The 11,714-nt window shown below is 46.5% G+C and carries 13 protein-coding genes; 7 read left to right on the forward strand and 6 right to left on the reverse strand.

The genetic code is table 11. The features are described from left to right. Positions 1-156: 156 nt before the first annotated feature. Positions 157-633 (forward strand): tRNA (cytidine(34)-2'-O)-methyltransferase, encoded by a 477-nt coding sequence (locus tag M9196_RS16955; protein ID WP_250618701.1) that lies wholly within the window; start codon positions 157-159, stop codon positions 631-633. A gap of 116 nt (positions 634-749) precedes the next feature. On the opposite strand, the gene rpmG is transcribed toward M9196_RS16955, so the two are convergent. The 3 genes from rpmG to radC form a co-directional block, all read right to left on the reverse strand. Next, a complete protein-coding gene (gene rpmG / locus M9196_RS16960; RefSeq protein ID WP_002535344.1) occupies positions 750-917 on the reverse strand; it encodes a 50S ribosomal protein L33 in 168 nt (55 codons plus the stop codon). A 14-nt stretch (positions 918-931) separates the two neighbouring features. Then, the gene (gene rpmB / locus M9196_RS16965; RefSeq protein ID WP_076589033.1) at positions 932-1,168 is read right to left on the reverse strand and encodes a 50S ribosomal protein L28; all 237 of its coding nucleotides are present in this window, start codon (positions 1,166-1,168) and stop codon (positions 932-934) included. 296 nt (positions 1,169-1,464) lie between these two features. Beyond that, entirely contained in the window at positions 1,465-2,139 is a 675-nt protein-coding gene (radC, locus tag M9196_RS16970; RefSeq protein ID WP_250618702.1) for a RadC family protein, read from the reverse strand. A gap of 213 nt (positions 2,140-2,352) precedes the next feature. Here radC and coaBC point away from each other — a divergent pair, with 213 nt between their 5' ends. The 4 genes from coaBC to lpxM all read left to right on the forward strand — a co-directional run bounded on the left by coaBC (position 2,353) and on the right by lpxM (position 6,300). Next, entirely contained in the window at positions 2,353-3,558 is a 1,206-nt protein-coding gene (coaBC, locus tag M9196_RS16975; RefSeq protein WP_250618703.1) for a bifunctional phosphopantothenoylcysteine decarboxylase/phosphopantothenate--cysteine ligase CoaBC, read from the forward strand. Between the two features lie 246 nt (positions 3,559-3,804). Further along, positions 3,805-4,395, forward strand: a complete 591-nt coding sequence (gene slmA / locus M9196_RS16980; RefSeq protein ID WP_250618704.1) for a nucleoid occlusion factor SlmA — start codon at positions 3,805-3,807, stop codon at positions 4,393-4,395. Between the two features lie 5 nt (positions 4,396-4,400). Further along, positions 4,401-5,342: an LpxL/LpxP family Kdo(2)-lipid IV(A) lauroyl/palmitoleoyl acyltransferase gene (gene lpxL, locus M9196_RS16985; protein ID WP_250618705.1), complete on the forward strand. Its 942-nt coding sequence runs from the start codon at positions 4,401-4,403 to the stop codon at positions 5,340-5,342. A gap of 7 nt (positions 5,343-5,349) precedes the next feature. Beyond that, positions 5,350-6,300, forward strand: coding sequence for a lauroyl-Kdo(2)-lipid IV(A) myristoyltransferase (gene lpxM / locus M9196_RS16990; protein WP_250618706.1), 951 nt, complete (start codon positions 5,350-5,352; stop codon positions 6,298-6,300). Between the two features lie 102 nt (positions 6,301-6,402). On the opposite strand, the gene mutM is transcribed toward lpxM, so the two are convergent. From mutM to M9196_RS17005, 3 genes are all read right to left on the reverse strand, one after another. Then, entirely contained in the window at positions 6,403-7,221 is an 819-nt protein-coding gene (mutM, locus tag M9196_RS16995) for a bifunctional DNA-formamidopyrimidine glycosylase/DNA-(apurinic or apyrimidinic site) lyase (RefSeq protein WP_250618707.1), read from the reverse strand. 83 nt (positions 7,222-7,304) lie between these two features. Next, complete coding sequence (locus tag M9196_RS17000; protein WP_250618708.1) at positions 7,305-7,850, reverse strand: hypothetical protein; 546 nt, start codon at positions 7,848-7,850, stop codon at positions 7,305-7,307. A gap of 6 nt (positions 7,851-7,856) precedes the next feature. Then, positions 7,857-8,375: an FxsA family protein gene (locus M9196_RS17005; RefSeq protein WP_250618709.1), complete on the reverse strand. Its 519-nt coding sequence runs from the start codon at positions 8,373-8,375 to the stop codon at positions 7,857-7,859. Positions 8,376-8,723: 348 nt separating this feature from the next. Here M9196_RS17005 and aspA point away from each other — a divergent pair, with 348 nt between their 5' ends. Together aspA and M9196_RS17015 are read left to right on the forward strand one after the other, a co-directional pair. After that, the gene (gene aspA, locus M9196_RS17010; RefSeq protein WP_250618710.1) at positions 8,724-10,175 is read left to right on the forward strand and encodes an aspartate ammonia-lyase; all 1,452 of its coding nucleotides are present in this window, start codon (positions 8,724-8,726) and stop codon (positions 10,173-10,175) included. 149 nt (positions 10,176-10,324) lie between these two features. Then, positions 10,325-11,635, forward strand: coding sequence for an anaerobic C4-dicarboxylate transporter (locus M9196_RS17015; RefSeq protein WP_250618711.1), 1,311 nt, complete (start codon positions 10,325-10,327; stop codon positions 11,633-11,635). The last annotated feature ends 79 nt before the right edge of the window (positions 11,636-11,714 follow it).

Genomic DNA, 11,714 nt, shown 5'->3' on the forward strand with positions numbered 1-11,714 from the left:
GCATCGCCCTATGCTAGACACATCCATTAGCATAGGGCTTTTAGCTTCCCTTACCGCGAGGCTAAAACCTCGAACTCACCGTCACTCCCCTTGAACACATTGCCAATGACATAAGGTATACTCTCGCCATATTTAGAAATAGTGAGAAGTCACGTTATGTTTGATATCGCACTCTACGAGCCAGAGATCGCCCCTAATACCGGTAATATAATCCGTCTAAGTGCCAATTGTGGTGCCAACCTACACCTCATTGAGCCACTAGGCTTCGATCTTGAAGAGAAAAAAGTGAGGCGTGCAGGGCTGGACTATCATGATTTAGCCCGTGTAAAGCGACACAAGGACTATGCCGCGTTTATTGCCTACTTAGATGAGCATAATCCTGAGCATCGTATATTTGCATGTACGACAAAAACAACGGGGCATCATACCGATGCTAACTTTAAGGAAGGAGACGTGCTGTTATTTGGTCCAGAAACTCGCGGATTGCCCGCAGACCTTATCGATAGTCTACCTATGGAGCAGCGCATTCGAATCCCAATGATGCCTGATGCACGAAGCCTGAACTTATCCAATGCGGTGGCTATTATCGCTTACGAAGCTTGGCGTCAGTTTGATTTTCAAGGGGCAAGCTAATTGCAAGAGCAAAGGTAGCAACCAAGCTCTACGCTTTAGTATTACCTTTACAACAGGCAATAAAAAACCCAGCTAAAAGCTGGGTTTTCATTACATGACAAATTGAAACCAATCAATTACTTGATTTTAGCTTCTTTGTACATAACGTGCTGGCGAACAACTGGATCAAATTTCTTGATCTCAAATTTACCTGGCATGTTGCGCTTGTTTTTGTCAGTAGTGTAGAAGTGTCCTGTACCTGCAGAAGATACTAGACGAATTTTCTCACGAATGCCTTTAGCCATTTGCGTAATTCCTCTTAAACGTTCTCGCCACGGGCACGTACGTCAACAAGAACAGCATCGATGCCTTTCTTATCAATGATACGCATACCTTTAGCGGTTAGACGTAGTTTAACAAAGCGTTTTTCGCTTTCTACCCAGAAACGATGAGTTTGTAGGTTCGGCAGAAAACGACGCTTGGTAGCATTTCGTGCGTGTGAACGGTTGTTACCCGTTACAGGACGCTTACCAGTTACTTGGCATACTCGGGACATGAATGTCTCTCCAAATCGTTTCAGCTCGATATCAACCTTGGTGGCCGAACCTCAAATACAAGAGGCCTTACCATTATGGAATACCCATACAAGGCTATCAAAGGTCGCGCATTATACTAACTTGCAATGCATTGCTCAAGACCCGAACAGATCCTTTTTTAGGATTTGTTGATCTTTTTGCTGCGAGCTGGCGTTAGATGATACTTTTAGTGCGCGAATAATAGCAGAAAAATATCAAAACAAAAGACCCGTCTCACAGATATTACAATAAAAAGTTAATATTTCGCCTAACCCGCTCAAATCCAGCCTCTTTCAGCAAATGATACCACTTCTCCCTCTCCCACCACAAAATGGTCTAATACTCTAATGTCCACCAAACCTAATGCATCAGATAACCGTCTAGTTATTCGCCGATCCGCTTGGCTAGGCTCAGCAATGCCAGAGGGATGGTTGTGAGCAAGTATCACCGCAGCAGCATTATGGGTAAGCGCACGCTTCACTACCTCTCTTGGATACACTGACGCGGCATTAATCGTGCCTTCAAACATCACTTCATCAGCAATGACACGATGCTGATTATCCAAAAACAACACATAGAAAGCTTCTCGTTGACGGTCTCGAAGCATGCTCGTCAAATAATGCTTGGTATGCTCAGCACTTTGCAGCGCATCTCCTCGTTCTATCCGCTCGGACAAATATCGCTTACTCATTTCCAACACCGCTTGTAGCTGAACATACTTTGCAACGCCCAACCCTTTATGCTGGCAAAAGTCTTCAGCTGACGATGAAAAAAGCGCCCGCAAGGAACCAAAGCTCTTAATGAGTGAGTCGGATAACTGAATCACATTGGTACCCTTGATACCGGTCCGCAAAAAGATAGCCAGCAGTTCAGCATCGGTTAATGCTGAACTTCCCTGCTTTAGCAGCTTTTCTCTCGGGAGTGACTCTGGCGGTAGCAATTTAAGCCCCATAACTGTCACCTGTTTATTCTATAAATGAAGGTGTCGGTTATTTCCTAATCATAGGTAAAAAGATAGCGCGGTGACGTCCAGACGCGAGATGGGCGCTATTTCGTTGTAACAATGATGTTTCTTTATACTGAGCAATGCGCGAGAAATGCTTGAAAGTAGCGAGATTCGGACGCATTTGCTATCTTAGCCGCAGCTAAATTTAAGGAGCTAGTTATGCAAACGTTGGCGGGAAAGAAAATACTACTTGGGATCAGTGGCGGTATCGCCGCTTATAAATGTGCCGATCTGACTCGTCGACTCATTGAGCGCGGCGCCCAAGTTCAGGTGGTCATGACAAACGCAGCCAAAGAGTTTATTACTCCGCTCACCATGCAAGCTGTCTCTGGTCGCCCTGTCTCTTACAGCCTACTTGATCCTGCTGCCGAAGCATCGATGGGACACATTGAACTCGCGAAATGGGCGGACTTAGTTTTATTGGCTCCTGCGACTGCCGATTTGATCGCCAGAATGTCTGCCGGTATGGGTAATGACTTACTGACAACCTTAGTGTTAGCAACCGATGCCCCTGTTGCCGTCTCTCCAGCCATGAACCAACAGATGTATCTTAATGTCGCGACCCAAGAAAACATCGCGACACTTGCTCGTCGCAATATGATGATTTGGGGTCCGGCAGCGGGTGAACAAGCCTGTGGTGATGTGGGGCCCGGTCGCATGTTAGAACCAATGCAACTCGTCGAGAAATGCGAACAGTTCTTTAGCCCTAAACCTTTAGCCGGAAAATCTTTTGTCATTACGGCAGGTCCGACCCGCGAAGCTATCGACCCGGTGCGCTATATTTCCAATCATAGCTCTGGAAAAATGGGATTCGCATTAGCCGCAGCAGCCCAGCAACTCGGTGCCGATGTCACTCTTATAGCAGGTCCCGTATCAATGACAACGCCACACGGCGTTAAACGCATTAACGTGGTCAGTGCTGAAGATATGTATCAAGCCGCCATGACGCAGGCCACCAGCCATGATGTCTTTATCGGTTGCGCTGCTGTTGCTGACTATCGACCCGTTGATATTGCCACTCAAAAAATCAAGAAGACGGCCGATAATGATGATATGCAAATCACTATGGTAAAAAACCCTGATATCATTGCCACCGTTGCCGCGTTATCCGTCTCTCGTCCATTCACGGTTGGGTTTGCCGCAGAAACTCAAGACGTCGAAGCGTACGCGTTAGATAAGCTCAAACGTAAGAATCTGGATATGATTTGTGCAAATGATGTCTCTGTGGAAGGACAAGGCTTTAATAGCGACACGAATGCGATTACCGTGTACTGGAATGGTGGTCAACAAACGCTAGGCTGCGCAACCAAGCTCGAGCTCAGCCATCACATTGCACTGACCATCGCCGATCAAATATCGGCCTGAACGAGCAGAACACGATTTAACAAGACACTTTAATAGAAAGCCCGTCCTAACCCTGTAGGTTTATGCCAGGTGCACGCGTGACTTCTGAAACCAGATAACGCTTGAGAATTGAACAGAGATTGTTACCTCGCTCAATCATTTAGCATCTAAACCTACGTGGATAAAATGACCTTAGGTACACTATTTCGTCTACTTAAGGTTTTTTGTGATCAATTGGCAAAGCTGTAATCAAAAGGAATAGGATTTATGTCCGTTACGAGAAAGTCGAATAGAAAAGAGGAAATCTTACAAGCTCTCGCTCAAATGCTAGAGTCAAACGAAGGAACCTCTCGCATCACAACCGCCAAACTTGCCAAGCAAGTGGGCGTGTCTGAAGCGGCGCTCTATCGTCATTTTCCAAGCAAAGCTCGTATGTTTGAAGGATTAATTGAGTTCATTGAAGAGTCGCTCATGTCTCGTATTAATCGCATCCTAGACGAAGAAAAAGATACCCTTACCCGTATTCAGCTTGTTTTACAGCTCATTTTGGTTTTTTCCGAGCGTAACCCTGGACTCAGCCGTATACTTTCCGGTCATGCCCTGATGTTTGAGAATGAACGATTACGCGACCGTATCAATCAGCTCTACGAAAGAATTGAGACATCTTTACGTCAAATCTTGCGTGAGCGCAAAATTCGCGAAGGAAAAAGCTTCCCTGTTGATGATAAGATCCTCGCTGCGCAACTACTTGGTCAAGTTGAAGGCAGCCTGAACCGATTCGTTCGCTCTGATTTTAAATATTCACCAACGGCAACCTTTGATGAATATTGGGCACTCCTAAAATTGCAACTACAGTAATCCTTATGAAAATAGATAAGAAACCCGATTTCACTCTATCCTTACTTCACCCAAAGCACTGGGGTGTCTGGTTTGGATTTGGCTTACTCGCCCTCGTTGTCAATGTACTCCCATATTCCTTACTCTTCAGATTGGGTCGTGGTATTGGCAAATTTGGTATGCGATTTGGAGGCAAACGCGCCGATATTGCTCGTCGTAACCTAGAGTTAGCCTTTCCGGAAAAAACGTCACAAGAGATGGATGCGTTTATTGAAGAGAATTTCAAAAACTCCGGTATGGCGCTAATTGAAACCGGTATCACTTGGTTTTGGCCTACTTGGCGTTTTAAACGTTTACTCGTCGTCAAAGACATCACAGCCCTCAAACAGCATGACGCTGACAATAAAGGGGTGCTCTTGTGCTGCGTACACGCCCTGAATCTAGAAATTACCGCCCGCGCCTTTGCCGTCTTAGGTCTGCCTGGGTATGGTGCTTATCGCCCACACAGTAACCCAGCCTACGAGTTCATCCAATATCGCGGACGCACGCGCAACGGCAACCAACTGATTTACCGCACTGATCTAAAAAAAATGATCAAGGTTATGCGCCATGGTCACCGCCTGTTTTATCTTCCCGATCAGGATTATGGTCACAATAAATCGGTTTTCGTGCCTTTTTTTGCGGTGCAAGAAACCTGTACAACGACAGGCACCAGCATATTAGCTCAAACGAGTCGCTGTGCCATTGTGCCGGGGTCTGGCTTTCGAAATTCAGATGGCAAGTATGAAATCATCGCGGGTCAATCTATCGAAGATCAGTACCCTCGAAAAGACGATGTCGCTGCCGCAGCTTATATGAATCACTATGTCGAAGAGATTATCTTGCGAGCACCAGAGCAATGGCTATGGATGCACAAGCGTTTTAAATCTCTTCCCGATCATTCACTCACTAACTCTCGCTATCTATAGGAGTGCTATGAGCAACCAAAATAATACCGAGAAGCACCTCTATGACCCGCGTTTTCAATGGTCTTTCCTCCACCCAAAACATTGGGGAACATGGCTAGGAATATTGCTTGCTGCGTTGTTAGCGTTTATTCCTGCTAAACCTCGTGACCGCTTCGCTCGCTACTTATCCACGTTCATTGTTAAAAAGAACGGTCGTGTGATACGTCGTGCTCGTATTAACCTAGAGAAATGCTTTCCAGAAAAGTCGGAACAAGAAATCCAAGCCATTGTTGATGAAACCTTTGCCAAGGCGGCGCAATACTTATTGGGTTACTCTGAGTTCTTAGTACGTTCTACCAAGCACAACCAAAGCCGCGGTGTAATGATCGGCGAAGAAAACTTACTGCCTCTGCTCGATGCCGGAGAAAACGTCATCATACTGGCACCACACGCGTGGGCCGTTGATTACCCAGCGGTCATGCTGGCCGCTCAAGGGCATAAAGTCACCACCATTATGAAGCCACAGAACAACCCAATTGGCGATTGGCTCATGCATGTGCAGCGCATGCAGTATGGTGGCAGAATTTTTGCTCGTAGCGCGGGTGTGAAACCATTCGTGCGTTCTATCAAGGATGGCTACATAGGTTATTGGTTACCAGATGAAGACCATGGCCCACAAAATTCGGTTTTTGTCCCTTTCTTTGCAACTGAGAAAGCAACACTAAAAGGTTTCGGGAAAATGTCTCGGTTATCGCGAGCAAAAGTGGTACCCGTATTACCGGCCTACAATGACAAAACCAGCCAATATGAAGTTCATATCCTTCCGGCGATTGAAGACTTCCCTACTGGTGACGAAGAATCTGATGCTCGCGCCATGAACAAAGCGATTGAAGATTTACTAAGAGAAAGACCAGAACAATATATGTGGAACTTGTATTTACTGGAAACACAAAGAGACGGTTCTAGGATCTACCAATAACGAAAAAGGGCTTATCGTCATCTAACGGTAAGCCCTTTTTACTTGTCTCGTCCTATCAAGTGATAGAGCCTTCAAGCTCTCTCACCTCATGGCGTCGCTCATTCATTGTCGTTCTGGTTGGCAGACCTCACAAAAGAACGTATTTCTCTGGCCAATCTTTTGCTCTTTAATCTCCACGCCACACTGCTTGCAAGGCTCACCAGCACGACCATACACCAGTAATTCTTGAGCAAAATATCCAGGCTTACCGTCCGTTTGGGAGAAGTCTTTTAGCGTGGTGCCACCTTGTGCAATGGCCTGAGTTAATATCGCTTTTATCTCTTTGACAAGCCGTTGCCAATCAGACATTTTCAAGCGGTGCGTCGCCGTTAATGGATGTATACCTGCACTGAACAGGGATTCACTCGCATAGATATTGCCAACGCCGACCACATTCGCATTGGTCATGATAAACGTCTTCACTGCCACACGCTTATTTTTAGCCCGCTCCATCATCCACTGCGCAGAAAAATCATCCGTTAGTGGTTCTGGGCCACAGTTGTCCAAAAGCTCATGAGACTCGCCTGGCGCGCACCATAACCATGCACCAAAACGGCGAGGATCGTTATAACGCATGACCTTACCATTACTTAATACCAAGTCGACGTGATCGTGCTTTTCCGGTGGTGGTGGGGTATCAAGTACTCGTAAGCTGCCCGACATCCCTAGGTGAATAATCGCGCTACCTTTCGCTGTATCAATCAACAGATACTTGGCGCGGCGACGAATAGTTAAAATTGCTTCACCGTGTAGCTGATGAATATCTTCTGGGATCATCCAACGTAACTGGCGCTTGCGAACGACAATCTCTTGAATAGTTTGATTAAGTAGATGCGGGCTAATACCAAGACGGGAAACCTCTACTTCTGGCAACTCAGGCATAACTTCCTCTATTGTTTAGTACGCTATTACTTCGCGTAAAGTCTATTACTTCGTATAACGTCTACTACCTCGCACACCCCTTATTACTTCGAATAGAGTGGCAAAAGGTCACCGTCATCAAAGCTCACCGCGACCCACTCTTGCTGATAGGTGGTCATTAACCAAAACTGAGCCAGTCGATAAGCCGTCACTCGTTGTGGTTCCTCTGCTTCTTGGTACCACACTTCAATGGTGACTGGGTTTTCAAGGGCAGGTTTCAGGCGCTGTAAAGTAGGCTCATCAACAACCGTGCCACGGATCCCTTGCCAGTTAAGTACTAACTGATTCGCCTGCTCGTTAAAGCGCTCAGGGATAGCAAGCCACTGAGCTTGCTCCACCGAGGATGACTCATCCTCTAAATAGAGCTGTAGCCCCGCCGCGTTTATTTCTATGACGCGATCGTTAGGATTTAAAATCATCCCTGGCAACCATTGCTCTTGAGAGGGCTCTTGAGAGTACGCCTGGGGTTGCGGGGAGATAAGGTACTGCTTAATAAGCGTTGGTGCCGCCATCACTCCCATAAAGAGAATAATGGCGACCATTAACACGTTGTTCCAACGTCGCCGCGTTAGCTTAAAGCGAGTTAACATAGGCTATCAATTCAACTTGTTTCTATCGTTGTCATCTTTGCGTTCGAATTCGCCTTCAAAGGTATTGCTATCTTGTCCTTGGCCATCAAATGGACCACGCTGAAACGGGTCATGAGACTGAAAGCCACCCTGAGAACCTTGCCCTTGGTGGAAGCCACCTTGCATCGTGTTCACCACAACTTTGCTCATCAAATATTTGGCAATGGCTGCACGAGGAGCAGGCAGCAGCACCAGCATTCCCATCGCATCCGTCATGAAGCCAGGAGTCAGTAACAACACACCAGATACCGCAAGCATGACGCCTTCGACGATTTGCTGGGCTGGCATTTCACCTTTCTGAAGGCGCGTTTGTACTGACATCAACGTTTGTAACCCTTGGCTGCGAACTAACGTCGCCCCAACAAAAGCCGTGACTAAGACTAAGCCAATTGTCGGCCACAAGCCTAAAAAGCCACCCACTTGAATGAACAGGCCAATTTCAATAATTGGTACACAGATAAAGAGTAATAATAATATCGGAAACACAGTGTCCTCCTTGGTTTGCTGTCAGTTTACGCCCACATCGAAGCAAACCACAAATAATTCGCTCACATTGCTTAGTATTAACAAGGAAATAGTTTTGCAAGATGTGTGCCTCAGTGAAAGCAAACCATTATTTGATGCGCATCTCATCCCACATCAATCGATAAGATTTCTGCAATAATTAGGTTAAAAAGGTGATCTAGTTACTATTTTTATGTGCCACTTTAAGTAATATGTTTCCTATAAATCAGGACGCAACAACTAGCCAATTATTCTGGCGAATGGATTCTTTAAAACAGATATGGCACAGACCCTGTATTCTAAGCAGAACAATTATCTAAGGATCCAAGTATGGCTACTTCCACCCTCGCTCCAAACACAGCGGCTAAAGCCACTCGCATCGAAGAAGATCTATTAGGTCAACGTCATGTCCCAGCGGATGCTTATTACGGCATCCATACTCTACGCGCCATTGAAAACTTCAATATCTCGAATGCCACTATTTCTGACGTACCGGATTTTGTACGTGGCATGGTCATGACAAAAAAGGCAGCCACACTGGCTAACCGAGAACTAGGCGTATTACCTAAAGACGTGGCGCAGTACATTATTCAAGCCTGTGACGTGATTTTAGAAACCGGTAAGTGCATGGATCAATTCCCGTCGGATGTTTTCCAAGGTGGGGCGGGCACATCCGTTAACATGAACACCAATGAAGTCATTGCTAACGTGGCACTGGAATTAATGGGCAAGGAAAAAGGCCAATACGAATTCATTAACCCTAACGACCACGTAAACAAAAGTCAGTCAACCAACTGCGCCTACCCAACAGGCTTCCGTATTGCGGTCTTCAACAGCGTGAAAAAGCTCATGGACTCTATTGAATACCTGAAAGGGGCATTCGAAGCTAAGAGCCAAGAGTTCTCAGGTATCTTAAAAATGGGTCGCACTCAACTGCAAGATGCCGTACCAATGACGGTGGGCCAAGAGTTTCACGCATGGGCGGTGACGCTCAACGAAGAAATTAAGAATCTTGACTACACCTCTAAGCTTTTGCTCGAGGTCAACCTAGGCGCAACCGCAATTGGCACTGGTCTTAACGCCGCTCCTGGTTATCAAGAGTTGGCCGTTAAGCATCTATCCAGTGTTACCGGACTTGAGTGTGTACCTGCGGAAGATTTGATTGAAGCGACGTCAGATTGTGGGGCCTATGTAATGACGCACAGCGCGCTTAAACGCTTGGCTGTTAAGCTATCTAAAATCTGTAATGATCTTCGCTTACTCTCTTCTGGTCCTCGCTCGGGCTTAAACGAGCTAAACCTACCAGAACTGCAAGCGGGTTCTTCTATTATGCCAGCAAAAGTAAACCCAGTAGTGCCAGAGGTTGTCAACCAAGTGTGTTTTAAAGTCCTTGGTAACGACAATACCATCTCGTTTGCGGCGGAAGGCGGGCAACTGCAACTCAACGTGATGGAACCCGTCATTGCCCAGAGCATGTTTGAATCCTTAGAGATCCTAAAAAATGCCTGTGTAAACCTACGAGATAAGTGTGTTGATGGCATCACGGTAAACAAAGAAGTCTGTGAAAGCTATGTCTATAACTCGATTGGGATCGTGACTTACCTGAACCCATACATCGGTCACCACGAAGGCGATATCGTCGGCAAAATCTGCGCAGAAACGGGCAAAAGTGTTAAAGAGGTGGTACTTGAGCGTGGTCTTTTATCGGAAGAAGAGCTTGATGATATTTTCTCGGTAGACAACCTCATGAAACCTCAGTATAAAGCGAAGCGCTACGAGTAATATTCAATTAAGGCTCCCTATGGGGGCCTTTTTACTGGTTATTACGAACACATCGCATTCAATACTACTGATTTAACGTAAAACAACCGTTCGCTTTCTGTCTATGCTTGTTGGGATTGGTTAAGCGAACGATAACTCGAGGAATTACTATGGTTGCTATAGAACTCGCCGTCGTACTACTGTTCATTTATTTGGGCGCACGTATCGGCGGTATTGGTATTGGTTTGGCTGGGGGCGCTGGTGTCATCGCTCTTTCTCTCATTTTAGGTGTCCCTACAAGCCAATCTTACATCCCCGTTGATGTTATCTTGATTATCATGTCGGTGATTACCGCAATCGCGGCTATGCAAGTTGCCGGCGGTATGGACTGGTTAGTACAAATTGCAGAAAACTTCTTACGAAAGCACCCTGAACGGATTACCTTTTACGCGCCTATTGTCACGTTCTTGATGACACTTCTTGCGGGTACCGGTCACACCGCTTTCTCCACTTTACCGGTTATCGCTGAAGTGGCAAAAGGCCAGGGTGTTCGCCCTTCTCGCCCCCTATCTATTGCCGTTGTTGCATCACAAATCGCCATTACCGCATCCCCTATTTCTGCCGCTGTCGTGGCGTTTGCCGCTATGCTGGCACCAATGGGCGTTGATTACCTAACGCTACTTGCTGTTTGTATTCCGACCACCTTTATCGCCTGTATGGTCGGGGCATTTGTTGCCAACTTTATGGGCAGCGAACTGAAAGATGATCCGGTTTACCAAGAGCGTCTTGCGCAGGGTCTGATTAAGCTCAACACCACTCAAAAGCGCGACATTCTGCCCACAGCAAAAACGGCGACTTATATTTTCCTAGCCGCAATCCTATTTGTTGTTTGTTATGCCGCCGCTATCTCGGGATCAGTAGGCCTAATTGAAAACCCAGCATTGGGGCGAAATGAAGCCATTATGACCATCATGTTAGCTGCCGCTGGCGCTATCACGTTGTTTACTAACATCGATGCTTCGAAAATTCCGGCTGCGGCGACCTTCCGATCGGGTATGACTGCATGTGTTTGTGTACTGGGTGTCGCATGGTTAGGCTCAACATTCGTCAATGCTCATGTTGATGAAATTAAAGACTTTGCAGGCGCCTTATTGCAAGACTACCCATGGATGCTCGCGCTCGTCTTGTTCTTTGCTTCTATGCTGCTTTACTCTCAAGGTGCAACTACCGTTGCACTGATGCCAGCGGCACTCGCGATTGGGGTTGCGCCACTGACTGCCGTAGCATCCTTTGCTGCAGTGAGTGCACTGTTTGTTTTGCCAACCTACCCTACGCTATTGGCTGCCGTAGAAATGGATGACACGGGCTCAACACGTATTGGTCAATACGTATTTAACCACCCATTTTTCATTCCAGGTGTCGCAACGATTAGCACAGCGGTCACACTTGGCTTTGCTTTTGGTGGTCTACTCATCGGCTAAGCACAACCTAACTTGCCTCCATTTAAAAGAGTGACGTGTTGCGTCGCTCTTTTTTTATCCATCCTTGAAACAAAACTTC

Source organism: Vibrio methylphosphonaticus (assembly GCF_023634655.1).
Taxonomy (GTDB): domain Bacteria; phylum Pseudomonadota; class Gammaproteobacteria; order Enterobacterales; family Vibrionaceae; genus Vibrio; species Vibrio methylphosphonaticus.

Coding starts and splice junctions, on each gene's coding strand:
- M9196_RS16955 (WP_250618701.1), top strand. CDS start 157: ATGTTTGATATCGCACTCTACGAGCCAGAGATCGCCCCTAATACCGGT.
- rpmG (WP_002535344.1), bottom strand. CDS start 917: ATGGCTAAAGGCATTCGTGAGAAAATTCGTCTAGTATCTTCTGCAGGT.
- rpmB (WP_076589033.1), bottom strand. CDS start 1,168: ATGTCCCGAGTATGCCAAGTAACTGGTAAGCGTCCTGTAACGGGTAAC.
- radC (WP_250618702.1), bottom strand. CDS start 2,139: ATGGGGCTTAAATTGCTACCGCCAGAGTCACTCCCGAGAGAAAAGCTG.
- coaBC (WP_250618703.1), top strand. CDS start 2,353: ATGCAAACGTTGGCGGGAAAGAAAATACTACTTGGGATCAGTGGCGGT.
- slmA (WP_250618704.1), top strand. CDS start 3,805: ATGTCCGTTACGAGAAAGTCGAATAGAAAAGAGGAAATCTTACAAGCT.
- lpxL (WP_250618705.1), top strand. CDS start 4,401: ATGAAAATAGATAAGAAACCCGATTTCACTCTATCCTTACTTCACCCA.
- lpxM (WP_250618706.1), top strand. CDS start 5,350: ATGAGCAACCAAAATAATACCGAGAAGCACCTCTATGACCCGCGTTTT.
- mutM (WP_250618707.1), bottom strand. CDS start 7,221: ATGCCTGAGTTGCCAGAAGTAGAGGTTTCCCGTCTTGGTATTAGCCCG.
- M9196_RS17000 (WP_250618708.1), bottom strand. CDS start 7,850: ATGTTAACTCGCTTTAAGCTAACGCGGCGACGTTGGAACAACGTGTTA.
- aspA (WP_250618710.1), top strand. CDS start 8,724: ATGGCTACTTCCACCCTCGCTCCAAACACAGCGGCTAAAGCCACTCGC.
- M9196_RS17015 (WP_250618711.1), top strand. CDS start 10,325: ATGGTTGCTATAGAACTCGCCGTCGTACTACTGTTCATTTATTTGGGC.